The organism is Afifella sp. IM 167, from assembly GCF_020144925.1.
In the GTDB taxonomy this organism is placed as follows: domain Bacteria; phylum Pseudomonadota; class Alphaproteobacteria; order Rhizobiales; family Afifellaceae; genus Afifella.
The window spans coordinates 85,268-111,213 of record NZ_NSLC01000005.1; the positions used below are offsets into that span (position 1 = coordinate 85,268).

Here is a 25,946-nt window from a genome sequence, read left to right on the forward strand (position 1 = left end):
ATCCTTCATGCCCGCACTCGACGATCTGCTCGAGGCGCTGCTGGCGCTTCACCCGAAGCGCATCGATCTCTCCCTCGGGCGGATCGAGCGGCTGCTGGCCGCGCTCGGCCATCCTGAAAAGCGCCTGCCGCCCGTCATCCATGTCGCCGGCACGAACGGCAAGGGCTCCGTCGTCGCCTTCCTGCGCGCCATCCTGGAGGCCTCGGGCCGCACCGCGCATGTCTACACCTCCCCCCATCTCGTGCGCTTCAACGAGCGCATTCGCCTCGGCGCCGAGGGCGGCGGCCGCCTCGTCGAGACGCCGGCGCTGATCGCCGCGATCGAGGAGGTGCTGGAGGCGAACGACAACCAGCCGATCACCTTCTTCGAGATCACCACGGCGGTCGCCTTCCGGCTCTTTGCCGAGCATCCCGCCGATTTCTCCCTGATCGAGGTCGGCCTCGGAGGCCGCTACGACGCGACCAACGTCATCGCCGATCCGCTCGCCGCGGTCCTGACCTCCATCAGCCACGACCATGCCGAGTTCCTCGGCGACGACCTTGCCGGCATCGCCTCCGAGAAGGCCGGCATCATGAAGCCGGGCGCGCCGGCCATCGTCGGCCCGCAGGACGAACACGTCATGGCCATGCTCGCCGTCGAGGCGGAAGCCGCCCGCGCGAGCCTCTTCCGCCACAACATGGAATGGGGCGTGCATGCCGAAAACGCCCGCCTCGTCTACCAGGACGAGCGCGGTCTCATCGACCTGCCCCTGCCGCGCCTCGTCGGCCAGCACCAGATCGACAATGCCGGCACGGCCATCGCCACCCTGCGCGCCCTCGGCCTCGACCTTGCGCCGACGCGCATCGACAATGAGACGATGGGAAGGGGCCTGCGCCAGGTCCGCTGGCCGGCCCGCCTGCAGCGGCTCTCGGAAGGTCCCCTCGTCGACGCCGCGCCGGAAGGGGCCGAGCTCTGGCTCGACGGCGGCCACAATCCGGCCGCCGGCATCGTCATCGCCGACGAGATGGCCGCCCTGCACGACCGCGTTCAAAAGCCGCTCTTCCTCGTCGCCGGCATGCTGACGACCAAGGACCCGATCGGCTACTTCGCCTCCTTCGAGAGCCTCGCCCAGCACGTCTTCACCGTTCCGGTCCAGGAGAGCGAGGCCGGCTTCGAGCCGCGCGAACTCGCCGCCGCCGCCAACGAGGCCGGCCTGCCGGCAAGGGCCGCCGCCTCCGTCGGCGAGGCGCTCGCCTTCATCGAGGAGATGGGCGGCGAGCCGCCCCGCATTCTCATCTGCGGCTCGCTCTATCTCGCCGGCGAGGTGCTGCGCGAGAACGGCCCCCTGCCGGAATAGGCGAGACAAAAACGGCCCCCCGCTTGGCGGGAGGCCGTCCGGAAAGGCTGGAAAAAGCCGGCAGCGCCTATGCGGCGCTGGAAATCCACTTCTGCAGGTCGCTCTTGGCGCTGGCGCCGACCTTCATGTCGACGGGCTCGCCGCCCTTGAACATGATCAGCGTCGGGATGGAGCGCACGCCGTACTTGATGGCGGTCTGCTGGTTCTCGTCGACATTCAGCTTGGCGATTTTCACCTTGCCTTCCATCTCGCCGGCGATCTCCTCCAGATGCGGCGCGATCATCTTGCAGGGGCCGCACCATTCGGCCCAGAAATCGACCACGACGGGGGTGTCGGACTTCAGCACGTCGGCCTCGAAGGAGCCGTCGGTCGTGTGTTCGGTGGCCATGTTGAGATTCTCCTGATCGGTTGAGCGGAAGGTAGGAACGCCCCGCCCCCCGGTCAAGCGCGCCGGGATGCAGGGCCCCGGTTTCACGCGCTCGCGTCTGCCCCGATGCCGAGCGAGGCGAGCGCCGCCTCAAGCCGTTCCTGCGGCACCTCGATCACCGTCGGCCCGGCCGTGTAGACGAGCGCGGCGCGCACCTTTTTCTGCGGATAGATGTGCCGCAGCAGCGCCGCATAGAGCGCGATCTGGCGAAGCGCCGTTTCGTCCGCACTCGCCAGCGAGGCCGGCGGCGCGCCGGTCTTGTAGTCGGCGAGAAAAACCTCCGCCTCGCCGACGGCGAGCCGGTCGATCCGCCCGCCGATGGCAAAGGCCCCGCCTTTCGTCTCGATCTCGCCGACAAGCGAGACCTCGGCGCGGCTCTCACCGGTAAACAGCGGCGCGAGTTCCGCCTGGCCGAGCACCGAAAGCGCCTCGGCGAAGGCCTTTGCCCGCGCCGCGCCATCGGCTTCCGGCCAGATGCGGGCAAGCAGCCGCTCGGCCCGCATCGCCCGCTCCGCCTCCGGCCAGTCCGGCAGGAACTGCAGGAGCTTGTGCAGCGCCCTGCCGCGTCCCGCGGCGAGCCGCGCGGCGTCCTTCATCGCCGCCATCGCCGTTGCCGGCCCCGGCGGCGGGTCCTCCTCGGCAAGCGCGCTGGAAGGCCGGAGCGGCTGCGGCGGCAGCCTTGCAGGCTTTGCCGGCCGCAGCGCCCAGTCCGGCAGGACGGTCTCGGCCTTTGCGGGCTGCACCTCTTCCGCCGCCGCCTCGCCATGCGGCTGCGGGCTCTCGCCGTGCCAGCAGAAGGGGGCCAAAAGCTCGCCGTCCTCGCCCCGCTCGGCATCGGGCGCCAAAGCCTCGGCAATCGTCGCATACCAGGCGTTCTTCGGCGACCGCTCGCCGCGAATGCCGCAGACGACGAGGAGGTCCTTGGCCCGCGTCATCGCCACGTAGAGGAGCCGGAAATACTCGTTCTCCGCCTCCGCCTTCTCCTCTGCCTCGCGGATGAGCTGCGCCGGCGCCGCATCTTCCTTCGATTGCCGCCACAGGAAGGCGGGCGCCTCGCGCGTGCCGATCTTCACCAGCCGGTCCCGGTGCTGGTGAACGCTGATCTGCCCGCCCGTATCGGCGAGGAAGACGATGTCGGCCTCGAGCCCCTTGGCGCCGTGCACCGTCATCACGCGGATCGTCTCGGCGCCTTCGGAAAGCTCGCGCTTCACGTCGCCCGCCCCGGCGCGAATGGTGGCGGCGAGCGCCTGCAGGCCGGGCGCGGCCACCTGCTCCAGGCTGAGCGCGGTGGAAAGGAAGAGGTCGAGCACGTCGTCGGCCTCCGAGCCCATGCGCGCGCGGAATTTCTCCCTGCCGCCCTCCGTCTCGATGAGGCGGGTGAAGAAGGCGAAGGGCGTCAGCCGGTCGGCGAGCGCCATCAGACCGCGAAGCCGCTCATGGGCCTCGTTGTGTTTCGCCCTCTCGCTCGCCTGAAGCCGCTCCATCAGGCTCGCCCGCCCGCGTCCGATGAGGAGCGCCATCAGGTCGTCGTCGTCGAAGCCGAAGAGCGGCGATTTCAGGAGGGCGGCGAGCTGAAGGTCGTCCTCCGGCAGCAGCACGACGTCGGCGAGGGCGAGAAGATCCTCCGCGATGATGTGGTCGGCGAGCGCGATCCGGTCGGCGCCGGCCGTCGGCAGGCCCCGCGCCTTCAGCGCCCGCACCATGGCCCGCGCGAAGCTGCCGCGCTTGCGGCTCAGCACCATGATGCCGCCGGGTCGCACCTTCGCCCCGGAAGGCAGCCGGCCCTGCCGCAGGAGCCGGGCGATTTCCTCGGCGATCTCCTCGGCGAGCCGGTGTTCCGATTGTGTCGGCGCGTCGAAGGGCGCCGTCCAGCTCTCCGGCTCCTCGCCTTTCGGCCGCACGATGCGCGGCAGAAGCCGCACCTCGCCCGGCGCCTTTTCGCGGAAGGCCTGGTGGCGCTCGTAGCCGAGGCTGGTGACCGCCGTCGAAAGGCCTCCGTCGAAGACGGTGTCGACGGCGTCGAGCACGGCCTGCACGGAGCGGAACGAGACGCCGAGCGGCACCTGCCGGAAGGCCATCGCCGCCGCTTCCGCCTGGCTGGCGAAGCTCCGGCTGTTTTCCGCCAGCAGCGCCGGGTCGGCGCCCTGGAAACCGTAGATCGACTGCTTGTCGTCGCCCACGGCAAAGAGCGTGCGGATGCCGCGCTCGGCGCCCTTGCCGGCGAAGAATTCGGCGGCGAGCATGCGCACGATCTCCCAGGCGTCGGGGGAGGTGTCCTGCGCCTCGTCGACGAGGATGTGATTGATGCCCGCGTCGAGCTTGTACTGCACCCAGGCCGCCACCTCGCCGCGCTTCAGAAGATTGCGCGTCCTGAGGATGAGGTCGGTGAAATCGAGGAAGCCCCGCCGCTGCTTCAGATGCTTGTAGCGCTGCAGGATGGCGTCGCCGACGATGAACAGCGCCGCCGTCGCCTCGGCCGTGCGCACCAGCGACAGCCGCTCGCGCAGCCAGGCGAGGCGCAGCGCCTCTTCCAGGAAGCGCTCGTCGAGATCGGGATAGCTTTCCCGCAGCACCTTGCCGAACCGGTGCTTCTCGCTGCGCGGGCTCCACCGCCCCTCCCGCTGGGTCAGGAAGAAGTCGAGGCGCAGATCCGCCTCCCGCTCCTGGCCGATCTCGGCGAGAAGCGCCTCCATCGCGTCGCGCGCGGCGATGTCGTTGCGCTTCGTCAGGTCGCCGAGCGTGCCGAGAAGGTCGTAGAGCTCCTCGCCCTCGGCCCCGTCCCAGCCCGGGCTGGCGCAGATCTCGGCTCGAATCGCTTCCTCGCTCTCCTGCGCGGAAAGCTCCAGCCGCTGCCGCAGGTCGCGGATGATGTCGGCGACCGTGCCGGCGGGCGTGGCGGGGTCGGATGAGGTCATCCCCATCCAGCGCTCCAGGGCGTCGCGCTCGTCGATGACGGCCTTCAGCGCGCCCTCGATCTCCTGGTCGCCCTTCAGCGTGGCGATCTTCGCCAGCGCCGCGCCGAGGCCCTCCTGGTCGCCCTCCGCCCTTGCCAGCACCGCTTGCCGCGCCCTCGCCAGCAGCGCCTCGGCGCCCGTCTCGTCGAGCACCTCGAAATGCCCGGGCACGTTCGCCTCGAAGGGAAACTGGTGGAGGATGCGCTCGCAGAAGGCGTGGATGGTCTGGATGTTGAGCCCGCCCGGCGTTTCCAGCGCCCGGGCGAAGAGCCGGCGCGCCCGCCCCATCGCCGCGCGGTCGGGCATGAAACCCTGGCTGCCCGCGATCGCCACGGCCAGTTCGGCGTCCGGCAGCACCGCCCATTCGCCGAGCGTGCGGAAGACGCGGCCGGACATCTCGGCGGCCGCCGCCTTGGTGTAGGTCAGGCAAAGGATCGAGCCGGGATCGGCGCCGGCCAGCAGCAGCCGGACGACCCTCTGGGTCAGCACATGCGTCTTGCCGGATCCGGCATTGGCGGCGACGAAGGCGGAGATCTCGGGGTCCGAGGCCTGCCATTGCAGGCGCGCCGTGGGGCTTGCGAGAAGGTCGGTCATTCCTCGCTCTCCCCGAGCGAGAATTCGGCGATGCGGGCGAGATGGTCGAAATCGCCGCCGTAATCGGCGGTCCGCGGCACACGGCTGGAGAGGTAGGCGTTCTCGGGGCTGGCGAAATGGGCGATCAGCTCGAAGAGGTTCTTCTCCGTCATCGCCAGGCACTCGGCGAGCGTCACCTCCGGTTCGTTCTTCGTCGCCCGCTTCGTGCCGCGCGCCTCCACCTTGCCGCCCTCGCCGCGGCCGTGGATCTGGTAGTAGAGGAGCTCGGCCGCATCGCCCGCCGGCGCCCCCGCAAAGGCGCCGCGCCGCGCCATCAGCGCTTCCAGCGGCAGCTGCGGGCTCACCGAAAGCACCTCCCTGGCGCTCGGCGGCGTGCCGGTCTTGTAGTCGATGATGGCGAGCCGTCCGTCCTCGAGGATATCGATCCGGTCGGCCCGGCCGGTGAGGCGGAAGTCGCGGCTCGCTTCCCAGGCGCCCCTTGCCTCCACATGGCGGCGCACGATTCCCTCCCGCGCCGCCTCCTGCCGCACGAACCAGCGCGCCACGCGTTGAAAGCGCGGCCACCAGATGGCCGCGACTTCCGGCCAGTCGGAAAACCCGGCAAAGGCATCGCGCCCGATCTCGATGAGCCGGGAATGCGCTGCCTCGTCGAAGGGGCCGGCGGGTCGCTCGGCGACGAAGGTCTCCAGGATGTCGTGGACGAGCATGCCGCGCTCGGCCGCGCCCGCCGGGGCGGCGATCTCCTCGAAGGGTTTGAGGCCGAGCACGTATTCGGCGTGGATCGCATAGGGGTCGCGGATCAGCGTCTCGATGCGCGTCACCGAGAGCTGCTTCGGCCGCGCTTCGAGCGGCGGGCAGGGCATCGGCGGGGAAATGGAGACGGTCTCCTGCGGCACGTCGAGCGCCCGCGCGAGGGCAAGCATCTCGGCCCCCCGATCGCGCAGCGCCCGCGTCGCCTCCGATCCGGCGCGCGCGGCAAGGCGCTGCAGCCAGCGCGAGGCGACCATGGGCTCGCCCTCCTGCCGCATGGCGCGGGTGAGGAAAACGTCGCGATGGCCGAGCGACTGGACGAAATCATGGGCTGAAAGGCCGAGCCGCCTTTCCGGCGGATCGAGGCCGATGGCGCCCGCCATCAGGCGCGACAGGAAGGGGTCGGTGCGCGATGGCCTTGGCCAGACGCCCTCGTTGAGCCCGCCGAGCACGGCGACGTCGACGCTTTGCAGCCGCGCCTCCAGCGTGCCCCAGATATGGACGCGCGGATCGTTGCCGCCGCGCCGGCGCACTTTCGCTTCGCCCGCCAGCGTCTCGAAGAGGGCGGGATAATCCTCCCGCCTGAGCGCCGGCCCGTCCGATGCGGCCTCGAAGAGCGCGTCGAGCCGCTCTGCCAGCGCTTCGCCGGCCTCGCCCGCGAAGAGTTCGTCCGTTCCTTCTGCGTCCGCCTCGGCCGGCCCTTCCGCGATGGCGGCGAGCGCCGCCGCATGGGCGGAAAGGAGCTCGGCAAGGGGCCTTTCGCCCGAGCGGATGGCGAGCATCGGAGAAAGCGCATTCTGCAGGCGGGCAAGGAGCGCCGCCGCCTCGTCCCATTCCTCGCTGGAAAGTCCGCGCGAGGCCGCGTTGCGGTCCTCGCGCGCGTCATGCGCGGCGCGCCGGTGGGCGAGCGTCGTTTCGATGGCCGGCAGGCCTTCGGCAAGGACGGGGCCGCGCAGCACGGCGCGCTCCAGCGCCCGCGCCGCCCGGCGCACGCGCCCTTCCGGCCAGCCGAAGCGGGCGAGCGGATGCTTCGCCAGCGCCAGGAGAGGGATCGCCTCCGCCCCGTTCCAGGCCACCTCGGCGACGAGGCGGGCAAGAACGCCCGGCGCCGTCAGCGTCAGCGCCATGCCGCCGGAATCGTCCACCCGCACCTGCCAGCGCTCCAGCATGGCCGAGACGCGCCGGGCGAGGGCCCGGTCGGGGGTGATCAGCGCGGCGAGTTTTTCCTCCTCCACGGCCCGGCGCAGGATGAGGGCGGCGGTGAGCGCTTCCTCCCGCTCGTCCTGCGCCTCGATGAGGGCAATGCCCTCCAGCCCGCCCTCGCCGCCGGGCGCCGGCGCCTCGGCCCAGTGGTCGGTGGTGGCGGCGGGTCGCAGCGCGTCGGAGACGAGGCGCATCCGGGCGGCCAGAGGCGCAGGTGCCGCCGCCAGCTCGCGCACCTCCTCGCGCCGGCAGCCGAGGGCGGCAAGAAGCTTCTTCAGGCCGAACTGCGGATGGCCGGCATCGGCCGGCTCGGCGCGCGCGTCGCCGATCGCCTCCCAGCCTTCCTGGTCCAGATGCGTGTCGAGGCCCGGCAGCACCGCGGCCCCGTTCGGCAGCCGCGCAATCGCGGCCAAAAGCGCCGCCGTCGCCGGCACCGAGCCGGTCGAGCCCGCGGCAATGACGGGTCCGTGCGAGCCTTCGGCGGAAAGCCGCGCCGCCTCCGCCCGTAGCGCCGTGTCACGATGCGCGCCCGGATCGGCAAGGCCGCGCTCTTCCAGATGGCCTGGCCAGGCGCGCGAGACGATTTCCAGAAACTCTCTGGTGATCTGCCAGTAGCGGGCAAGGTCCTCCGGCGGCACCGCGTGGAGCGCCTGCCAGCGCGCCGGGTCGAGCCCGACTTCGTCGAGGACGTCGCCGAGCGCGCCGGCAAGCCGCGCCGCATCGGCGGGCGAGGCGGGAATGAGGGAGGGCTCGTCTCCGAGCCCGGCCGCCTGGCGCACCATCGTTCCGGACCAGGCGAGCACCAGCCGGGTGAGGATGAGCCGGCGGGCGAGCGGCGCCACGACCGGCCGGGACAGGAGGTCGTCTTCGCCGGCAATCTCGGCGAGCGGCTCGTCCTCGTCGAGATCGCCGAGCGTGCGGATCTTCGGCAGGATGAGCCCGCCGGGCCGCGCCTTCAGAAAGCTTTCGCGGATGGCGCGCGCGGCGCGGCGCGTCGGCAGGTAGAGCGTCAGGCCGGCAAGCGCCAACGGATCCTCCAGCCGGGCCTGCGGCACGAGGCGGCCGGAAAGGATCGCCTCCACCAGCGCCTCGAGGAAAGGCGTGCCGGCCGGGAGGCTGAAGACGTTCGGCCTGTCTCCGATCTCGCTCATCGCATCAGGCGGCGCTTTCCAGGATGGCGAGCTCGGCGGCGCGGATGGCCTCGGGGTTTTCCACGTTGATCCACAGTCCGTCGAGGCGCACGCCGAAGAGCCGGCCTTTTTCCAGCGCCCGGTCGAAGAGGACGTTGAGCGAGAAGGCCCCCTCGGGCGGATCGTCGAAGAGGCGCGGCGAGAGGATCGCCGCCCCCGCATAGGCGAACGGCGCCACCGTCCGCTCCAGGCGCCGTTCCAGCCGCCCGTCCTTGCCGAGCACGAAATCGCCCCTGCCGGAATAGCCGGCCGAGGCGACCGTGGAGGCGAGCAGCAACAGCCCGTCCATCTCCTTTTCGTCCCAGCCGTCGATCAGCCATCTGAGGTTAGGCCGCACGCCCTCCAGCCAGAAGGAATCGGAATTGCGGATGAGGAAGGGCCCCTCGCCGAGAAGCGGCAGTGCCTTGATGCAGGCCCCGCCGGTATCGAGCAGCTTCGCGCGCTCGTCGGAAATCAGCACCTGTGGTTGCCGGCGGCGCGAAAGATGCGCTTCCACGAGATCGGCGAGATAATGCACGTTCACCACGGCCTTGCCGATGCCCGCCTCGGCCAGCCCGTCGAGGCAGTGGTCGATGAGCGCCTTGCCGGCGACTTCGATGAGCGGCTTCGGGGTGGTGGTCGTCAAAGGGCGCATGCGCCGGCCGAAGCCGGCCGCAAGCACCATGGCGCTGGACAGAGAGGTCAACAGCGAGCCTCCAGATGGGTCAGAGGAGGCGTTGATAGCACCGGCGGAGCGGCGACAGAACCGGCTTGTTGAGGTCGCGTTTCAGCCGGGCGAGAAGCCGCGGCATGTGCGCCCGGTAGGCCGGCTTTCCCTCCCGCGACATGCGCGAGAAGGCGCCGAGCACCTTGCTCGCCCGCTGCGCCGCAAGGATCGTGTAGGCGGCCCGGAAGGCTTTTTCGTCGAAGGCGCCCCGCCCGCGCTTCCGTGCCGCGATGTAGCGCGCAAGAAGCGCTTCTTCCTGCTCTTCGCTGATATCGGCGCGCGCATCCTGGCAGAGCGAGGCGAGGTCGTAGGCCGGATGGCCGATCAGCGCGTCCTGGAAGTCGATGACGCCGACCCGGTCGGTGCCCTTCTCGCCCGCCATCCAGATGATGTTGGGCGAATGGTAGTCGCGCAGCACGATCGCCTTCTCGCCCCCCTCGATCCCGGCGAGCAGCTCCCGCCAGGCCTTGAGGAAATCCGTCCGTTCCGCGGCCGTCAGCGGCGCGCCCGTCTCCGGCCCGGCGAAATGGTCGGCAAACAGGCTCGCCTCGATGAGGAGCGCCTCCGTGTCGTAGGCGGGCAGGAGGATGGCCGCCCGCGCGTCGCTCTTGTGCGGCCGGTGCAGTTTGACGAGGAGGTCGGCCGCCGCCTCGTAGCGCGCCATGATCGGCTCGCGCTCGGCGCTCACGATCGGCTCGCTGCCGAAATCCTCAACGAGCAGCAGACCTGCCGGAAGATCCTGGGAAAGGACGCCCGGCACCTTCACCCCCCTTGCGGCGAGAAGGCCGCCGACCTTGAGGAAGGCGGAAAGGTCGAGCGCCCGGTGCGCGACGGCGTCGTAGCTCCTGCCCTTCCAGACCGGCGGGCCCTCGGCCCGCGCCGGCGCGTTCATCAGGATGGCCTCGTCCCCGTCGCGGATGCGCTCGTAGCTGCGGCCTGATGCGTCGCCGAGGATCGGGATGCGGTGCGCGTCGGCGCGGCCGCCTGCGTCGAGGAAGCGTCGGATATGGAAGCTGCGCTCCAGCCTTTCCGGCCAGTCGCCGCCGCCGGCAAGGCTCGCCTGCCGGCCCTCGCCGGCAACCTCCAGCCGCACCGTCAGAGCGTCGGGCGCCGAAAGCGCGCCCTTTTCGGGCCATTCAGCGATGAGCGTCGCCTCCGCCGGAAGGTCGAGGAGCCCGGTCTCCTCCGCCTCTTCCGGCGCGCCGAGCCGGTAGAGGTCGGCATGCACGACGGCAAGGCGCGCCAGTGGATAGTCGATCCGCAGCGCGAAGGTCGGGCTCGGCACTTCCAGGCGCGGCTCGCCCGCAATGGCGCGGATGAAGGCGCGCGCGAGGCTCGTCTTGCCGGCGCCGAGCCCGCCCTCCAGCAGGATCGTGTCGCCGGCCCGCGCAGCCGCGGCGATGTCCTCGGCAAGCCGGATCGTGGCGCGCTCGTCGGCGAGCGCCATCGTGGCGGTCGGTCGGGGCGGCACGGAAGGCTTCATTCGGCCGCTTGCACGGCCTCTTCGACATCGACCGGCAGGCGCACGGTGGTGGTGGTGCCGGCGCCTTCCTCTGAATCGATCAGGATCTCGCCGTGGTGCAGCTCCACGAGCCGCTTCACGATGGAAAGGCCGAGCCCGGCGCCGCGGCGCCCGCCCTGCGGCGCCGTGCCCTCGAAGGGCTTGAAGATGTCGCTGCGGATCGCCTCGGGAATGCCCGGCCCCTCGTCGCTGACGCGAAACACCACATGCCCCTCCTCGCGCTCGGCCGAAAGGCCGACACGGCCGCCCTCGAGCGAGAAGTTGATGGCGTTGGAAAGCAGGTTGTAGAGGATCTGCCGCACCCTGGAGGCGTCGGCGCGGAAGCTGCCGAGCCCGGCAGGCGCCGAGATCGCCAGCGCCACCTTCTTTTCCTCCACCCGATCGCCGATGCCTTCGACGGCCGCGCGCACCACGCCGGCGATGTCCACTTCGCCGATCTCCAGTTCCATGATGCCGGCATCGACGGTGGCGAGGTCGAGGATGTCGTTGACGAGGGCGAGCAGCGCGTCGGAGGACTGCGAGATATGGCCCATATATTCGCGCTGCTGCTCGTTGAGCTCGCCGGGCGTCTCGCTGGCGAGGATCTGCGAGAAGCCGATGATGGAGGCCAGCGGCGTCCGCAATTCGTAGGAGACGTGCTGGATGAAGTCGGATTTCAGCTGGTCGGCCTCTTCCAGGAGCCGGTTGCGCTCTTCCAGGAAGCGGTGCGCCTGCGCCTTCTCGGTGACGTCGGCGAAGGTGAGCAGCGTCATGCCCTGCGGCAGCGGCACGGTGGCGTATTCGATGACGGAGCCGCCGCGGCGCTCCATGCGGCCTTCGAGGCTCTCGCCGGCATCCGTGCGGGTGATCGCCGTAGCGATCTTCTTCCAGGTCTCCTGGTCCGGATAGAACACCATCCAGTGGCCGATGAGGCTGGAAATATGCGGTTCCTTGCTGAGGAAGTCGGGCGAAAGGCGCCACATCTCCGTCAGCACCGGGTTGTAGAGCCGCAGCCGGCCGTCGGAGCCGAACACGCCGACCGCCTCCGAAAGGTGGTCGAGCGTCTCGCCCTGGATGCGCGACAGCGCGTTGACGCGGCTTTCCAGCGAAAGCCGCTCCGTCACGTTCTCGTAGATGTAGGTGAAGCCGCCCTGCACGTTGGGCGTGGCGATCAGCCGGAGCGAGCGCCCGTCCGGCAGGTGCCACATTTCCTCGCGCGGCTGCGGGTCGACATAGGCTTCAAGGTGCTCGCGCCGCCAGGCCCGGTAGTTCGCCTGCTCGGGAAGCTGCCGCTCGGCGCGCAGCTGGTCGAGGATGACGCCCTCCTCCGTGCCGGGTACGAGGAAGCGGTCGGAAAGGCCGAAGAGCGTGCGGAAGGCGGCGTTGGAAAATTCCAGATGCTGCTCGCCGCCGAAGACGGCGATCGCCGAGGAGACCTCGTCGAGAAGCCGGGCGTTGAGCTCGATGTTGCGCCTCAGTTCGCCGCGGGCGTTCTCCAGCTCCGTGACATCGATGGCAAGGCCCACCGTCCCGTCCTCGGCCTTGATGTCGAACACGTCCATCTGGCGCTTCGTCTGGCCGAACCGCACCGCCACCGTCTCGTGGAAGACGAGGCCCTCGCGGTGGGCGGCGCGGATCGCGTCGCGCGTCGAAGGGTCGAGAAGCTCGCTGCCGCGCGCATTGAGGGAGGCGAGGTCGCTGGCGCCGGTGGCGGCAAGGTAGGCCGGATTGGCCCAGCTCAGACGCCCGTGCATGTTCCGCCGCCAGAGCGGGAAGGGCAGTCTCTCGGCGAGTGAGCGCAGCGCCGTCATCTCGGAGATGACGAAGCCGGCCTGCTCCTTCAGCTCGGCGAAGGAGCGGCGCTCTCCGGTCAGCTCGCGCAGCCGGATGATGGCGCGGTTGCCGCTGGTGCGGCCCGTCGCCTCCAGAAAGCAGTCGGTGAAGGTCCGCAGCGACAGGCGGAAGGATTCGCCCGTCTCCCGCAGTCCCGTGATGCATTCGGCCAGCGCATCGGCGCTGCGCTGGTCCAGCCAGTCGGAAAAGGTGAGGAAATCGTCGCTGGCCGCCGGCGCTCCGGTTCGCTCGGGCAAGGCGCCGTAGAGCACGGGCTCCGTCTCGGCCATGGAAAAGCAGATGGTCTTCTGGTCGTCGCTGGCGAGCAGCGCCTCGCTGCGGTCGAGCGAATGCTGCAGGGCGGCGATCCGCTTCTGTGCGTCGGCGAGGCTGCTGTCGCGCTCGCGTCGCGCCAGGAAGCCGATGGCGATGACCGCCGTGCCGGCACAGCCGGCCGTGACCGCGAGCCAGAGGAGCTGGGAGAGGCCGCCGCTGCTCAGGAGGGCCGGAATGGAGGCTGCGCTGGCCGGAGGGGCGACGGCGATGCTCGCCGCGACGCCGGATGCGATCCTGCCCGCAGCTTGAATCGCTCTGTGCCCGGCCTGCCGGTCCAATCTCGTCTCCGCCGCGTCTGTCCTGGCTACCGGAGAGGAAGCCCCGACATCCCCACCCGAATCGACACATTACCCGCTTCGCAGAGGCCGGAAAAGGCGAAGGCGCGGTAAAGGCGGGCAAGTCGCGGAACGCTCGGCGGATCGACAAAAAAAGGAGCGCCCGCGGGCGCTCCTTCAGCCTGTGGATTGCTGTGCAAAGAGCTGCGGCGGAACTCAGTAGCGGTAGTGGTCCGCCTTGAAAGGCCCTTCCTCGGAGACGCCGATATAGGAGGCCTGCTCCGGGCTCAGCTTGGTCAGTTCGATGTTGAGCTTCTTCAGGTGCAGCGAGGCGACCTTCTCGTCGAGGTGCTTCGGCAGCACGTAGACCTTGTTGGAATACTCATCGCCCTTGGTGAAGAGCTCGATCTGCGCCAGCACCTGGTTGGTGAAGGAGGCCGACATGACGAAGCTCGGATGGCCGGTGGCGTTGCCGAGGTTGAGGAGCCGGCCCTGCGACAGGAGGATCATCCGCTTGCCGTCCGGGAAGGTCACCATGTCGACCTGCGGCTTCACCTCGTTCCAGTTGAGGTTGCGCAGCGCGCCGACTTGGATCTCGTTGTCGAAGTGGCCGATGTTGCCGACGATCGCCATGTCCTTCATCGCCCGCATATGATCGATGGTGATGACGTCCTTGTTGCCGGTGGCGGTGACGAAGATGTCGGCATGCGGCGCCGCCTCGTCCATGGTCACGACCTCGAAGCCGTCCATCGCCGCCTGCAGGGCGCAGATCGGATCGATCTCCGTGACCTTCACGCGTGCGCCGGCGCCCTTGAGGGACTGCGCCGAGCCCTTGCCGACATCGCCGTAGCCGCACACGACGGCGACCTTGCCGGCCATCATCACGTCGGTGGCGCGGCGGATGCCGTCGACCAGCGATTCGCGGCAGCCGTACTTGTTGTCGAACTTCGACTTGGTGACGCTGTCGTTGACGTTGATCGCCGGGAAGGGAAGCATGCCCTTCTTCTGCAGGTCATAGAGGCGCATCACGCCGGTGGTCGTCTCCTCGGAGACGCCGCGGATGGCCGCGCGCACCTTGTCGAACCATTCCGGCGTGGTGTCGAGCCGGCGCTTGATGATCTTGTAAAGCTCTTCCTCTTCCTCGTTCTGCGGGCTGGCGATCAGCGAGGGATCGTCCTTCGCCCGCGCGCCGAGGAGGATGAGCATGGTGGCGTCGCCGCCGTCGTCGAGGATCATGTTGGCCGTCTCGCCGTTCGGCCATTCGAAGATGCGGTCGGCATAGTCCCAGTATTCGGCAAGCGTCTCGCCCTTGACGGCGAAGACGGGAACGCCGCTTGCGGCGATCGCGGCCGCGGCGTGGTCCTGCGTCGAATAGATGTTGCAGGAGGCCCAGCGCACTTCCGCGCCGAGCGCCACCAGCGTCTCGATGAGGACGGCCGTCTGGATCGTCATGTGCAGCGATCCGGCGATCCGCGCGCCCTTCAGCGGCTGGGAGGCGCCGTATTCCTCGCGCAGCGCCATGAGACCCGGCATTTCGGTCTCGGCGATCTCGATCTCCTTGCGGCCCCACTCGGCCAGCGACAGATCTTTGACAACGAAATCTTCGCGCTCGGGCATCAAATCCTCGGTTCGTTCGAATGTCGTGAAGGTTGGTCGGGGCGTTACCATGCTGGCCGGAAAGCGGCAAGTCGCGGCGACCCGCAAGGCTCGCGCCTCGGTTCGAATGGCCGCGCTGGGGCGGCGCGTCGCCTGCCGCCCCGGCCGTGCCCCTGGCGCTCGCGAGCACGGCTTGGAGATGCGGCCCGTGCACATGATGGAAGCCTGAAACCGAAAAACAGGCTGCCGGCGTTGGGCGCGCGAATGGTGTCGAACGATCTGTTCGGTTAACCCCTGGACGGATCGGAGCACGAAGGCGCGGCCATTCGCGGGAGCACCGGACATTCGGGAGTGGGCCTCTTAATGGACGAACCAATGCAGAGCCTGGACGTGGTGGCGAGGCTCTTCCCTTTGATCCTGAGCGGCCAAAAAACATCCACGATCCGCTGGCGCGAGCGGACCGTCACGCCCGGCCCGATGATGTTCCTGTGCGAGGGCGATGCCGGCCGGAGCGTGGTGGTGGATGTCCACAACTGTACGCACATGCCGCTTTCGCAGGCCGCCGCCTTCCTCGGACGGGCCGATGAATGGCCCCCCGACGTCATGCTGGAAGGCATGCGCGAGCATTATCCGCAGATCCAGCTGACCAGCATCGTTCAGGTGATCGAGTTTGTGTTTCGTGAAGCGGGATAGGCCGGAGAGCGTGCTCTAGCTCTCATGCGCGAGTTTGAGGGCGGTCGCGCGTTCGATGAGGGCGCGCAGCATCGCCTCCAGCCGCTTGTCGGCGGCCCGGTCCCGCAGTTCTTCCTGCTCGTCGAAGGCCTCGCCCCCATTGGGCAGGAGAAAGTGCTCGGGGATGACGAGGGCGCCGAGGCCGCTCGCCTCCAGCATCTGGCGCAGCGCCAGTGCCACGCGCACGCCGCCGAAATGGCCGGCGGAGGCGCAGGCGAGCCCGAAGACCCGGTCGCGAAAAGGTTTCACCCCGTCGCGGCTCATCCAGTCGAAGGCGTTGGAAAGCACCGGCGGAATGGAGGCGTTGTATTCCGGGCTGACGATGAGCACGGCGTCATGGGCGGTGAAATGGCGTGCCAGCGCCTTGGCGTTCGCGGGCACGCCCTCCCTCTCTTCCAGGTCGCCGTCATAGATCGGCAGCGCATAGTCGCCGAGCGAGATGCGCGTGACGTCGGCGCCCCGGAGCGCGAGCTTCTTCGTGGCAAGGCCGGCAAGGCGGGTGTTGAGCGAGCCCGAGCGGAAAGAGCCGGGGACGACCAGCACCCTGACCGGCATGTCAGGCGGCCTCGCGCTCGAAGATCCACACCCGCCCCGGAGGCAGGTTGAACGCGACCCACTCCGACTTGCGCACGTCGAAGCAGCCGGGCACCGGCTTCTGCGGCGAGGTGAAGGAATAGGAGAGCTGGGTCATGTTGCCCCCCGGGCGCACGCGCGACAGGCAGTCGTCGATGAAGCGGCGGCGCTTCTCTTCCGAGATGAGCAGGACGGGCACGCCCGAAAGGACGGCGGAGAACTCGGTGTCGGCGAATTCGCCGAGCGTATGGGCAAGGTCGAAGGCGTCGCCGCGGATGAGGTTCACGCGCGGAAAGCGCTTCTTCAGGAGTTCGTAGAAATGCTCCTCGTACTCCACGCAGACCAGTTTTTCCTGGGGGATGCCGGAACGGATCAGCTCCTCGGTGATGACGCCCGTGCCGGGTCCGAGCTCCAGCGTCCAGCCTTCCGGATCGGGCTTGCCGTGCCGGATCATCATGCGGGCGAAGGCCCGGCTGGAAGGCGTGACCGCGCCCATCTTCAACGGCCTTTGCGCCCAGGTCTTGAAGAAGCGAAACTCATCCTCGATCCGCTCGGCGAGCGGGGTGGCATTCTGGAGCATCCGTCAGCCTTTCATTGTTCTGTCTTGCAGCCGTCGCGATGACGAACAGCTGAAGCGGTTTCCTTTATTTCGGTGACGTTTATGTGTCGCCGAGCGATTCAAGGAAGTCGCGGACACGAGCAAAGAAACCCGTGGATTCCGGATTGTTTTCTTCCGATTGAACCCGATCGAATTCTTCCAGGATCTCGCGCTGGCGGCGCGACAGGTTCTGCGGCGTCTCCACGATGATCTGGACGTACATGTCGCCATGGTTGCGCGAGCGCAGCACCGGCATGCCCTTGCCCTTGAGGCGGAACTGCTTGCCGGTCTGCGTGCCCTCGGGAACGCGCACGCGGGTGCGACCCCCGTCGACGGTCGGCACCTCGAACTGGCCGCCGAGCGCGGCGGTGGTGAAGGAGACCGGGACCCGGCAGAAAATGTCGGCCGCGTCGCGCTGGAAGAACTCGTGCGGCTTGATGGAAAGGAAGATGTAGAGGTCGCCCGCAGGTCCGCCCCGCAGCCCCGCCTCGCCTTCGCCGGCGACGCGGATGCGTGTGCCGTCCTCGATGCCGGCCGGGATGTTGACGGAGAGCGTGCGCCGTTCGGAGAGGCGTCCGGAGCCGGAGCATTTCTCGCACGGATCGGTGACAATGGCGCCGCGCCCCTGGCAGGTCGGGCAGGTCTGCTGGATCTGAAAGAAGCCCTGCGTGGCGCGCACGCGGCCGGCGCCGCGGCAGGTCGGGCAGGTGGTGGGGCTGGAGCCCGGCTTGGCGCCCGAGCCTCCGCAATTGTCGCAGGAGACGGAGGTCGGCACCTCGATCTCCACGGTCTTCCCGGTATACGCCTCCTCCAGCGTGACCTCGAGGTTGTACCGGAGGTCCGAGCCGCGCTCGCGCCCGCCGGAGCGGCGCGCCCCGCCGCTCATGAACTCGCCGAAGATGTCGTCGAAGATGTCGGAGAAGGAGCCGAAGCCGGCCGCTCCCGCGGCGCCGCCGCGTGCCCCGAAGCCGCCTTGCTCGAAGGCCTGGTGGCCGAAGCGGTCGTAGGCGGCGCGCTTTTGCGGGTCGCGCAGCACCTCATAGGCCTCGCCCACCTCCTTGAAGCGGTGCTCGGCCTCGTGGTCGTCCGGATTGCGGTCCGGATGGAATTTCATGGCGAGCTTGCGGAAGGCCGATTTGAGTTCCTTCTCGTCGACCGTGCGGGAAACTCCCAGTACTTCGTAATAGTCGCGCTTGGACAAGGCTCAGGCGCCCCCTTCTGCTCGAGCGTCCGCGCCCGGCTCTTCCAGCCGGAAGACGGCGTTGATGCCGGCGCGCTCCACGAGGCTGTAGCCGTGGCGCGCCACGCTCGCAATGAGGGAGGGGCTTTCGTCCCGGCCTGCTTCGGCGATGAGAAGCCGCGGCCAGCTTTGCCGGCCCGTCTGCGAGAACAGGGTCAAGAGGGCCGCTTCGTCCTCTCCCTCGATGTCGATCTTCATGGCGTCGATGCGTTCGATTTCGTGTTCGGCAAGAAGCTGCGGCAATGTGGCGACGGCAACGCTTGCGCCTTCCCCTCCGTCACGAACAAGCCTGACCTCCCCCCGGTTCCGCTCCGGCTGCGCCAGTTGCGCCGAACCGGCCTCGCCGCCGATCGCCTTGGCGACGACGGTGACGTTCTTGGCGCCGGAAAGGGTGAGGTTCGTCTCCAGCCGTGCCCGGTTCATCGGGTCCGGCTCCACCGCCAGGATGCGGATCGGCCGGTTCGCCTTTTCCGCCTCGCCGGCGGCGAAGATCGAATAAAGCCCGACATTCGCGCCGACGTCGAGGAAGACGAAGCGGGGATCGTTGCCGTGTGCGGCGATCGCCGTCGCCAGCGCCTGCCGTTCCTTGAGGTCCCAGAACTGCGCCCCGGCGAAGACCGCCTTCTCGCAGCGATTGGAGCGCGGGAAGAGCCGCGCCTTGCCGCGTGAAAACACCTCCACATCCACCGGATCCGCGCGCCCCGCGAGGCAGATGCGGCGGATCAGCGAGGCGACGCGGCGGTTCGCGCCGGAGGCCGGACGCGCCAGAGACCAGCGGCGCAGCCTTTCGAGCCGCGCCGGCAGGGCATGTGTTCCGAAGGGGGGGTGGGTCGTCGCTTCCGACATGGGTGAAACGAAAACGGGCCCGGCGGATCCGGGCCCGGTCTCGATCAGGTCAGGCCGACTTCTTCTGCTCGTCGTCGTCGATCTCCTCGAAATCGGCGTCGACCACGTCGTCGTCCTGGGCCGTTCCGGAAGCCTCGTCGGCGCCTTCCGCGGCAGCGTCAGGTCCGGCTTCCTCCTCGGCCTTGTAGACGGCCTCGCCGAGCTTCATGGAAGCCATGGCGAGCGCCTGCGACTTGGCGTCGATCGCTTCCTTGTCGTCGCCCTGCGCGGCTTCCTTGAGTTCGGCCAGCGCGGTCTCGATCGCCGACTTCGTCTCCCCGTCGACCTTGTCGCCGTGCTCGGAGAGCGATTTCTCGGTGGCGTGGATGAGCGCCTCGGCCTGGTTCTTGGCTTCCACCACCTCGCGGCGTTTCTTGTCGGCTTCCGCGTTGGTCTCCGCCTCCTTCACCATCTTCTCGATCTCGTCGTCAGAAAGACCGCCCGAGGCCTGGATGGTGATTTTCTGTTCCTTGCCGGTGCCCTTGTCGTGCGCCGAGACGTTGACGATGCCGTTGGCGTCGATGTCGAAGGTGACCTCGATCTGCGGCATGCCGCGCGGCGCGGGCGGAATGCCCTCAAGGTTGAACTGGCCGAGGATCTTATTGTCGGCGGCCATCTCGCGCTCGCCCTGGAAGACCCGGATCGTCACCGCGTTCTGGTTGTCCTCGGCGGTGGAGAAGACCTGGCTCTTCTTGGTCGGGATGGTGGTGTTGCGGTCGATGAGGCGGGTGAAGACACCGCCCAGCGTCTCGATGCCGAGCGACAGCGGCGTCACGTCGAGCAGAAGCACGTCCTTGACGTCGCCCTGCAGCACGCCCGCCTGGATCGCCGCGCCCATGGCCACGACCTCGTCCGGGTTCACGCCCTTGTGCGGCTCCTTGCCGAAGAGGTTCTTCACCGTCTCCTGCACCTTCGGCATGCGCGTCATGCCGCCGACGAGGACCACCTCGTCGATGTCGGAAGCGGAGGTGCCGGCATCCTTCAGCGCCGCCTGCACCGGGCCGACCGTGCGCTGCACGAGGTCATCGACCAGGCTCTCGAACTTGGCGCGCGACAGCTTCATCGTGAGATGCTTCGGGCCGGAGGAATCGGCGGTGATGTAGGGAAGGTTCACCTCGGTCTGCTGCGAGGAGGAAAGCTCGATCTTCGCCTTCTCGGAGGCTTCCTTCAGCCGCTGCAGCGCCAGCGGATCGTTCCGGAGGTCGATCCCCTGCTCCTTCTTGAACTCGTCGGCGAGATAATCGACGAGGCGCATGTCGAAATCCTCGCCGCCGAGGAAGGTGTCGCCGTTGGTCGACTTCACCTCGAAGACGCCGTCGCCGATTTCCAGGATGGAGATGTCGAAGGTGCCGCCGCCGAGGTCGTAGACGGCGATGGTCTTGCCGTCGTTCTTGTCGAGACCGTAGGCGAGGGCGGCCGCGGTCGGCTCGTTGATGATGCGCAGGACTTCAAGGCCGGCGATCTTGCCGGCGTCCTTTGTCGCCTGGCGCTGGGCGTCGTTGAAGTAGGCCGGAACGGTGATGACGGCCTTCTCGACCTTCTCGCCGAGATAGCTCTCGGCCGTCTCGCGCATCTTCTGCAGGATCATCGCGGAGATTTGCGAGGGCGAGTATTTCTCGCTGTTGGCTTCCACCCAGGCGTCGCCGTTGTCGGCCTTGACGATCTGGTAGGGGACCAGCTTCTGGTCCTTGGCGACGGTCGGATCCTCGAAGCGGCGGCCGATCAGGCGCTTCACCGCGAAGATCGTGCGCTGCGGGTTGGTGACCGCCTGGCGCTTGGCCGGCTGGCCGATCAGGCGCTCATTGTCCTCGGTGAAGGCGACCATCGAAGGCGTGGTGCGCGCCCCTTCCGAATTCTCGATCACTTTCGGGTTCTTGCCGTCCATGACGGCGACGCACGAATTCGTCGTGCCGAGGTCAATGCCGATGACTTTCGCCATATCCAATCACTCCTTGTTCGGCAGGCTGGCCGGACCCCTTCTGGCATCCGTGAGCGGGAGAAACGCCCGTTCCAGCCCCCGTGGTCTGACGTTTGAAACTCGCTGCGCCGGGTGTTCGGCGCTGGGTTGCGGCTCATATAAGAAGGGGGTTTCAGAGCCGCAAGTAAGAAGACCCCTATCCGGGCGCAAGCGATTCTCCTCGTTTTTGCGCCCCCGGGGCACCGCCTGGGGGCGGGTGGCAAAGACCGCAGGAAAGAAGGGCAAGCGTACATGGCCGAGCTCGCCGGCCTCAAAATCGTCCCGGGCTATCTTGCCCGGCCGCAACAGGAGGCCCTCCTCGAGGAGCTGCGCGACCTCGTGCGCGCGGCGCCTTTCTTCACGCCCGTCATGCCGCGCACCGGCAGGCCGTTTTCGGTGCGCATGACCAATTGCGGCCCGCTCGGCTGGGTCTCCGACATCTCCGGCTACCGCTATCAGCCGGCCCATCCGGCGACGGGCAAGCCCTGGCCGCCGATGCCGGCAACGCTGCTTTCCGCCTGGCAGGAGCTCGCCGGCTATCCGCATCCGCCGCAGGCCTGCCTCGTCAACTATTACGCCGCGGGCGCCCGCATGGGCCTCCACCAGGACCGCGACGAGGAGGATTTTGCCGCGCCCGTCCTTTCCCTGTCGCTCGGCGACGAGGCGCTATTCCGCATCGGCGGCACGAGCCGGCGCGGCCCGACGCGCTCCTTCCGCCTCGCCTCCGGCGACGCGCTTGTCCTCGGCGGCGAGGCGCGGCTTGCCTATCACGGCGTCGACCGCATCCTTGCCGGATCTTCCTCGCTCCTGTCCGATGGCGGGCGCATCAATCTCACCTTGAGGCGTGTCACGCCGCCCTCGGAAGGCGCCCCAGATGAGCCGGAGACCGAGATGAGCCGGGCGCCCTAAACTTGCCGCGAGGTCCCGCTAGCGGGGCCTGGCCCGGGTCTTTGAAAGGAAGCTCCGTGAAGGACATCAAGGAATGGCTGCGCATCGGCATTGGCGCCGCGCTGCTGACGGCGGTGCTGAAGACCGTCGCCTTTGCCACCTACTACATCCCCTCCGAGAGCATGGTGCCCACGCTCCAGGTCGGCGACCGGCTGATCGCCTCCAAGTTCGATTACGGCTACGGGCGCTATTCGCCGGCCTTCTTCGACCTGCCGCAATGGGCGGTGGAGGACGGGCGCATCTTCCCCCGCCTGCCGGAGCGCGGCGACATCGTCATCTTCGCCCATCCCCGCACGGGCGAAACCCTGGTGAAGCGCGTGATCGGCCTGCCGGGCGACCGGGTGCAGCTCTCCGCCGGCCGGCTCATCCTCAACGGCAAGGCGGTGGAGCGGCAGTATCTGCGCACCTATGCCTACCGCCAGGACGCGGGCGCGCCGGTCGAAGTGCGCGAATATGCCGAGACGCTGCCGGGCGGGCGCACGCATTCCATCATCCTGCAGTCGGAGAACCGGCCGCAGGAAAACACCGGCGTCTTCCGCGTGCCGCAGGGCCATCTCTTCGTCATGGGCGATAACCGGGACAATTCCGCCGACAGCCGCTTTGAGAGCCTCGGCTTCGTGCCGGTGGAAAACCTCATCGGCCGCTCGCGCGCCATCCTCTTCTCGCTGCATGCCTGCACGCCGGAGCCGGGGCTTTCCTGCGCCGGCCGCCGCTATCTGAGCGCGCTCGAATAAGCCGCCGGCGTGACGGGCTCACGGCCTCGCTTGCTCAGTCGTTGACGTTGTAGTCCTCGACCTCGCACAGATTGATCGCCTTCTCCTCGACCGCGTCGTCGTCCTCGAAGACGAAGCGCAGATCGTAGCGGCAGCCCGACCGCCCGTCGGCGATCGTCACGCGGATCGACGTGCCGGACTTCAGGTCGCTTTCGAGGATGTTGTCCTCCCAGCTGTCGACATCCGGCGGCGAGGCGAAGAAGCCGGTGATGGCGTAGCTCGATTTGTTGTGCAGCATGAAGACGATGTCGTCGGCCAGCGCCGGCACGGACGACATGGCGGTCGCGGCGAGGAAGGCGGCGGCGAGCGTCAGGCGGTGCATGGGTTCCCCCTTATTTGGCCCGCCACGATTGTTAATCGGGGCGGAAAGTCGCGGCAAGCGCGCAGGACAAGCGCGCAGGACAAGCGCGAAGGGCAAGCGCGAAGGGGATGGGCGCGCCGCCGCTCGCCCCGCGATCGGTCACCGGCAGAGGTGAGTCGCAGCGGCAGCCGCCTCAGGCCACGTCGGCGAAATCGCTCTTGCAGAAGAGCGCATGCAGCGTGACGCCGGCCTTGGCGAAGGCGGCCTCTGCGCCTTCCTGGCGGTCGACGATGGTGAGGACGTCGGTGACCGTCGCTCCGGCCGACCGGAGCGCCTCGATCGCGATCATGGCCGAGCCGCCCGTCGTGGTCACGTCCTCCACCACGAGGATCTTCCGGCCGAAGAGCTTCTCGCCCTCGGCCAGCCCCTCGATCTGGCTCTGGGTGCCGTGGCCCTTGGCTTCCTTGCGGATGAAGATCGCCGGCACCGGCTTGTTCGCGATGGCGCTCATCGCGGCCGTCGCGGCAACGAGGGGGACGGCGCCCATGGCAAGGCCGCCGACCGCGTCGGCGCCGAGCCCGGCCGCCGTCTCGGCCGCAGCGAGGCCGATCAGCCGGGCGCCCTGCGGATCGAGCATCGTCGGCTTCAGGTTGAAGTAGACCGAGCTTTTTCGGCCGGAGGCGAGGGTGAACTCGCCCCCCTGTCGGAACGAGCGTTCCTCGATGATGCGATAGAGCGCGCCGCGTTCGTCCATGCCGTCCCTCCTGCAGATGCTGCAGGGGAAAGGCCCGAAAGCGGCAATCCGGTCAAGCCCGGCCTGACGCCTATCCCGAGGCTTGCGCGGCGGCCGTCATCCAGCCGATCACCGCCCCGCCGGGCTCCTTCAGGATGGCGATCCGCCCCACGCCCGGCACGTCGAAGGGTGGGCGCATGATCTCGGCCCCAGCGCCGGATGCCTTGGCGCAGCGTGCATCGACGTCGTCGACGGCGATATAGGCCATCCAGGCCTCCGGTACCTCGGCAAGGCCGGCGCTCTTGAGGTCGAAGATGCCGCCCACGGGCTTGTCGCCGGCCATCGCCACCCAGTAGGTCGCGCCGCCGTCCATCGGCATGGAATCGAAGCTCCAGCCGATCGTGTCGGCATAGAACCTCTTCGCCGCCTCCACGTCGTGGGTCATCAGTTCGTTCCAGTAGAAAATGCCGTGCGGGGCCATAGCGCCCTCCCTCGGGCGCGGCTCCGCCCGTGAAACGCACTTTCCGTCCTCGGCCCGGCCCGGGCAAGGCGGCCGCGCTCAACTTGCGGTGAGCCCCGGACGCATACGCCGCGAACGAATGAGCCGGAACGAAAACGGGGCGCCCGATGGACGCCCCGCTGGATCCTGCGCTGAACTCCGGTTCAGTCCTTCTTCTCGCCCTCGTCGTTCGCCGGCTGCGGCGCCTTGTCCGGCGCCGGCCCGCCCTTGGCGACGCCGACCAGAGCGGCGCGCAGGATGCGCTCGCCGATCATGTAGCCGTTCTGGGCGACCTGGACGACGGTGCCGGCCGGTACGGAAGGATCGGGCACCTCGAACATCGCCTGGTGGCGATGCGGATCGAAGCGCTCGCCCATGGCGGGAATCTGCTTCACCTCGTGGCGTTCCAGGATGCGTTCCAGCTCGCGGGCGGTCATCTGCACGCCCTCCAGCATCGCCTTCAGCTCCGGGTCGTCCGCGCCCCAGGCCTTCTCGTCGACGGCCTCCAGCGCGCGGCGCAGATTGTCCTCCACCTGCAGCATGTCGGCGGCGAACTTGCTGACGGCGTAGCGCCGTGCATCGTTCACGTCGCGGGCGGCGCGGCGGCGAAGGTTCTCCATCTCCGCCGCTGCCCTGAGCAGCCGGTCGGTGAGGTCGCTCTTCTCCGCCTCCAGCCGGGCGATCAGCTCTTCCACGCTCGCCGTCGCCTCTTCGCTGTCGACCTCCGGCTCGCTGCGCTCTTCCGCCCTGACGTCGCGTGCGGCGTCGGCCGCGGCCCGCGCTGCTGCCTCGGCGCTGTCGAGATCGTGCTTCTCGGTGTTCATTGCCAGGCTTTCTCTCTTCAGTCCTTGGAATTCGCGCCGCATATCGAGGCTTGGAGGCGCAAAATCAACCCGCAAGCCGCGCTTGCATGCCGATCTTCCGCGCTCAGCGGCGGATAAGCTGGGTCATCAGCTGGGCGGTATAGTCCACCACCGGGATCACCCGGGCATAGTTGAGCCGCGTCGGGCCGATCACGCCGAGCACGCCGACGATCCGCTCCGAACCGTCGCGGAACGGCGCCACCACGAGCGAGGAGCCCGACAGCGAGAAGAGCTTGTTCTCCGAGCCGATGAAGATGCGCACGCCCTCGCCGCCTTCGGCGAGGTCGAGAAGCTGGATGATGTCGCGCTTGGTCTCCAGATCGTCGAAGAGCACGCGGATGCGCTCCAGATCGTCCAGCGCCTTGAGGTCGTTGAGAAGCTTGGAGCGTCCGCGCACGATCAGCGTCGGCGCGCCCTCCGGCTCGCCCGACCATTGCGCCAGCCCTTCGGCAATGATGCCTTCCGACAGCGCGTCGATCTCCCGCCGGCGCTCCTCGCGCTTGCGCTCCAGCTCGGTGCGCGCCTCGGCGAGCGTCCTACCCCGGATATGGGTGTTGAGGTAGTTGGAGGCTTCCTGCAGCGCCGAGGTCGGCAGGCCGCGCGGCACGGAGACGACGCGGTTTTCCACCGTCCCTTCCTCCGAGACGAGCACGACCAGCGCCCGTGTCGGTTCGATGCGCACGAATTCGATATGCTTGAGGCGCAGATCCTGCTTGGCGGCGACGACGACGCCGGCCCCTTCCGAAAGGCCCGAAAGCGTCTGGCTCGCTTCCGTCAGCAGCGATTCCACGCTCTTTTCCCCGCCGCCGGTGCGCACCTGGCTCTCGATCGCCTGCCTTTCGCCCTCGCTCAGCCCGCCGATTTCCAGGAGCGAATCGATGAAGAAGCGCAGCCCCATTTCGGTGGGCATGCGCCCGGCGCTGGTATGGGGGGAGAAGATCAGTCCCATGGATTCCAGGTCCGACATCACGTTGCGGACCGAGGCCGGGGAAAGGGCGGCCGACAGGAGCCGGCTGATGTTGCGCGAGCCCACCGGCTCGCCGCGATCGAGATAGCCTTCCACGATGCGCCGGAAGATTTCCCGCGAGCGGTCGTCCAGGGCTGTGAGCATCTCGTTCTTCATCGATCCACGGGCTGTACCAT

21 protein-coding genes are annotated in these 25,946 nt (G+C 68.6%); 4 read left to right on the plus strand and 17 right to left on the minus strand.

The genetic code is table 11. From position 1 onward, the window contains the following. Positions 1–7: 7 nt before the first annotated feature. A complete protein-coding gene (locus tag CLD20_RS10110; RefSeq protein ID WP_224406507.1) occupies positions 8–1,336 on the plus strand; it encodes a folylpolyglutamate synthase/dihydrofolate synthase family protein in 1,329 nt (442 codons plus the stop codon). Between the two features lie 67 nt (positions 1,337–1,403). Here CLD20_RS10110 and trxA read toward each other — a convergent pair whose 3' ends face one another. The 7 genes from trxA to ahcY form a co-directional block, all read right to left on the minus strand. After that, a complete protein-coding gene (trxA, locus tag CLD20_RS10115; RefSeq protein ID WP_224406508.1) occupies positions 1,404–1,724 on the minus strand; it encodes a thioredoxin in 321 nt (106 codons plus the stop codon). A gap of 83 nt (positions 1,725–1,807) precedes the next feature. After that, positions 1,808–5,311 carry a double-strand break repair helicase AddA gene (gene addA, locus CLD20_RS10120; RefSeq protein WP_224406509.1) on the minus strand — a complete coding sequence of 1,168 codons (3,504 nt, stop codon included), beginning with the start codon at positions 5,309–5,311 and terminating at the stop codon, positions 1,808–1,810. Beyond that, positions 5,308–8,415, minus strand: a complete 3,108-nt coding sequence (gene addB, locus CLD20_RS10125; RefSeq protein WP_224406510.1) for a double-strand break repair protein AddB — start codon at positions 8,413–8,415, stop codon at positions 5,308–5,310. Before addB ends, addA begins: the two co-directional genes overlap by 4 nt. 4 nt (positions 8,416–8,419) lie before the next feature. Further along, on the minus strand, positions 8,420–9,118 hold the full coding sequence (locus CLD20_RS10130; RefSeq protein ID WP_224406799.1) for a nucleotidyltransferase family protein: 699 nt from the start codon (positions 9,116–9,118) through the stop codon (positions 8,420–8,422). A 40-nt stretch (positions 9,119–9,158) separates the two neighbouring features. Next, positions 9,159–10,643 carry a tRNA (adenosine(37)-N6)-threonylcarbamoyltransferase complex ATPase subunit type 1 TsaE gene (gene tsaE / locus CLD20_RS10135; protein WP_224406511.1) on the minus strand — a complete coding sequence of 495 codons (1,485 nt, stop codon included), beginning with the start codon at positions 10,641–10,643 and terminating at the stop codon, positions 9,159–9,161. After that, a complete protein-coding gene (locus CLD20_RS10140) occupies positions 10,640–13,108 on the minus strand; it encodes a PAS domain-containing sensor histidine kinase (RefSeq protein WP_224406512.1) in 2,469 nt (822 codons plus the stop codon). Before CLD20_RS10140 ends, tsaE begins: the two co-directional genes overlap by 4 nt. A gap of 213 nt (positions 13,109–13,321) precedes the next feature. Continuing rightward, positions 13,322–14,722: an adenosylhomocysteinase gene (ahcY, locus tag CLD20_RS10145; RefSeq protein WP_224406513.1), complete on the minus strand. Its 1,401-nt coding sequence runs from the start codon at positions 14,720–14,722 to the stop codon at positions 13,322–13,324. 354 nt (positions 14,723–15,076) lie between these two features. Here ahcY and CLD20_RS10150 point away from each other — a divergent pair, with 354 nt between their 5' ends. Beyond that, on the plus strand, positions 15,077–15,394 hold the full coding sequence (locus CLD20_RS10150; RefSeq protein WP_224406514.1) for an ASCH domain-containing protein: 318 nt from the start codon (positions 15,077–15,079) through the stop codon (positions 15,392–15,394). Between the two features lie 15 nt (positions 15,395–15,409). Here CLD20_RS10150 and CLD20_RS10155 read toward each other — a convergent pair whose 3' ends face one another. From CLD20_RS10155 to dnaK, 5 genes are all read right to left on the minus strand, one after another. Continuing rightward, a complete protein-coding gene (locus tag CLD20_RS10155; protein ID WP_224406515.1) occupies positions 15,410–15,988 on the minus strand; it encodes an NADPH-dependent FMN reductase in 579 nt (192 codons plus the stop codon). A gap of 1 nt (position 15,989) precedes the next feature. Continuing rightward, positions 15,990–16,586: a class I SAM-dependent methyltransferase gene (locus CLD20_RS10160; protein WP_224406516.1), complete on the minus strand. Its 597-nt coding sequence runs from the start codon at positions 16,584–16,586 to the stop codon at positions 15,990–15,992. 79 nt (positions 16,587–16,665) lie between these two features. Beyond that, on the minus strand, positions 16,666–17,805 hold the full coding sequence (gene dnaJ, locus CLD20_RS10165; protein ID WP_224406517.1) for a molecular chaperone DnaJ: 1,140 nt from the start codon (positions 17,803–17,805) through the stop codon (positions 16,666–16,668). A gap of 3 nt (positions 17,806–17,808) precedes the next feature. Further along, complete coding sequence (locus tag CLD20_RS10170) at positions 17,809–18,690, minus strand: FkbM family methyltransferase (RefSeq protein WP_224406518.1); 882 nt, start codon at positions 18,688–18,690, stop codon at positions 17,809–17,811. Positions 18,691–18,739: 49 nt separating this feature from the next. Continuing rightward, entirely contained in the window at positions 18,740–20,668 is a 1,929-nt protein-coding gene (dnaK, locus tag CLD20_RS10175; RefSeq protein ID WP_224406519.1) for a molecular chaperone DnaK, read from the minus strand. A 270-nt stretch (positions 20,669–20,938) separates the two neighbouring features. Here dnaK and CLD20_RS10180 point away from each other — a divergent pair, with 270 nt between their 5' ends. Both CLD20_RS10180 and lepB read left to right on the plus strand, forming a co-directional pair. Further along, positions 20,939–21,595, plus strand: coding sequence for an alpha-ketoglutarate-dependent dioxygenase AlkB (locus CLD20_RS10180; protein ID WP_224406520.1), 657 nt, complete (start codon positions 20,939–20,941; stop codon positions 21,593–21,595). A gap of 56 nt (positions 21,596–21,651) precedes the next feature. Continuing rightward, a complete protein-coding gene (gene lepB, locus CLD20_RS10185) occupies positions 21,652–22,368 on the plus strand; it encodes a signal peptidase I (RefSeq protein WP_224406521.1) in 717 nt (238 codons plus the stop codon). A gap of 34 nt (positions 22,369–22,402) precedes the next feature. On the opposite strand, the gene CLD20_RS10190 is transcribed toward lepB, so the two are convergent. From CLD20_RS10190 to hrcA, 5 genes are all read right to left on the minus strand, one after another. Further along, positions 22,403–22,729: a hypothetical protein gene (locus CLD20_RS10190; protein WP_224406522.1), complete on the minus strand. Its 327-nt coding sequence runs from the start codon at positions 22,727–22,729 to the stop codon at positions 22,403–22,405. Between the two features lie 172 nt (positions 22,730–22,901). Beyond that, complete coding sequence (pyrE, locus tag CLD20_RS10195; RefSeq protein WP_224406523.1) at positions 22,902–23,462, minus strand: orotate phosphoribosyltransferase; 561 nt, start codon at positions 23,460–23,462, stop codon at positions 22,902–22,904. 70 nt (positions 23,463–23,532) lie between these two features. Next, positions 23,533–23,922 carry a VOC family protein gene (locus CLD20_RS10200; RefSeq protein ID WP_224406524.1) on the minus strand — a complete coding sequence of 130 codons (390 nt, stop codon included), beginning with the start codon at positions 23,920–23,922 and terminating at the stop codon, positions 23,533–23,535. Positions 23,923–24,104: 182 nt separating this feature from the next. Then, positions 24,105–24,764, minus strand: a complete 660-nt coding sequence (grpE, locus tag CLD20_RS10205; protein ID WP_224406525.1) for a nucleotide exchange factor GrpE — start codon at positions 24,762–24,764, stop codon at positions 24,105–24,107. A gap of 103 nt (positions 24,765–24,867) precedes the next feature. Then, positions 24,868–25,914 carry a heat-inducible transcriptional repressor HrcA gene (gene hrcA / locus CLD20_RS10210; protein WP_370636855.1) on the minus strand — a complete coding sequence of 349 codons (1,047 nt, stop codon included), beginning with the start codon at positions 25,912–25,914 and terminating at the stop codon, positions 24,868–24,870. Positions 25,915–25,946: the final 32 nt, after the last annotated feature.

Bases quoted from the DNA above. Each gene is read 5' to 3' on its own strand.
- CLD20_RS10110 (WP_224406507.1), top strand. From the start codon at position 8: ATGCCCGCACTCGACGATCTGCTCGAGGCGCTGCTGGCGCTTCACCCG.
- trxA (WP_224406508.1), bottom strand. From the start codon at position 1,724: ATGGCCACCGAACACACGACCGACGGCTCCTTCGAGGCCGACGTGCTG.
- addA (WP_224406509.1), bottom strand. From the start codon at position 5,311: ATGACCGACCTTCTCGCAAGCCCCACGGCGCGCCTGCAATGGCAGGCC.
- addB (WP_224406510.1), bottom strand. From the start codon at position 8,415: ATGAGCGAGATCGGAGACAGGCCGAACGTCTTCAGCCTCCCGGCCGGC.
- CLD20_RS10130 (WP_224406799.1), bottom strand. From the start codon at position 9,118: ATGGTGCTTGCGGCCGGCTTCGGCCGGCGCATGCGCCCTTTGACGACC.
- tsaE (WP_224406511.1), bottom strand. From the start codon at position 10,643: ATGAAGCCTTCCGTGCCGCCCCGACCGACCGCCACGATGGCGCTCGCC.
- ahcY (WP_224406513.1), bottom strand. From the start codon at position 14,722: ATGCCCGAGCGCGAAGATTTCGTTGTCAAAGATCTGTCGCTGGCCGAG.
- CLD20_RS10150 (WP_224406514.1), top strand. From the start codon at position 15,077: ATGCAGAGCCTGGACGTGGTGGCGAGGCTCTTCCCTTTGATCCTGAGC.
- CLD20_RS10155 (WP_224406515.1), bottom strand. From the start codon at position 15,988: ATGCCGGTCAGGGTGCTGGTCGTCCCCGGCTCTTTCCGCTCGGGCTCG.
- CLD20_RS10160 (WP_224406516.1), bottom strand. From the start codon at position 16,586: ATGCTCCAGAATGCCACCCCGCTCGCCGAGCGGATCGAGGATGAGTTT.
- CLD20_RS10170 (WP_224406518.1), bottom strand. From the start codon at position 18,690: ATGTCGGAAGCGACGACCCACCCCCCCTTCGGAACACATGCCCTGCCG.
- dnaK (WP_224406519.1), bottom strand. From the start codon at position 20,668: ATGGCGAAAGTCATCGGCATTGACCTCGGCACGACGAATTCGTGCGTC.
- CLD20_RS10180 (WP_224406520.1), top strand. From the start codon at position 20,939: ATGGCCGAGCTCGCCGGCCTCAAAATCGTCCCGGGCTATCTTGCCCGG.
- CLD20_RS10190 (WP_224406522.1), bottom strand. From the start codon at position 22,729: ATGCACCGCCTGACGCTCGCCGCCGCCTTCCTCGCCGCGACCGCCATG.
- pyrE (WP_224406523.1), bottom strand. From the start codon at position 23,462: ATGGACGAACGCGGCGCGCTCTATCGCATCATCGAGGAACGCTCGTTC.
- CLD20_RS10200 (WP_224406524.1), bottom strand. From the start codon at position 23,922: ATGGCCCCGCACGGCATTTTCTACTGGAACGAACTGATGACCCACGAC.
- grpE (WP_224406525.1), bottom strand. From the start codon at position 24,764: ATGAACACCGAGAAGCACGATCTCGACAGCGCCGAGGCAGCAGCGCGG.
- hrcA (WP_370636855.1), bottom strand. From the start codon at position 25,914: ATGCTCACAGCCCTGGACGACCGCTCGCGGGAAATCTTCCGGCGCATC.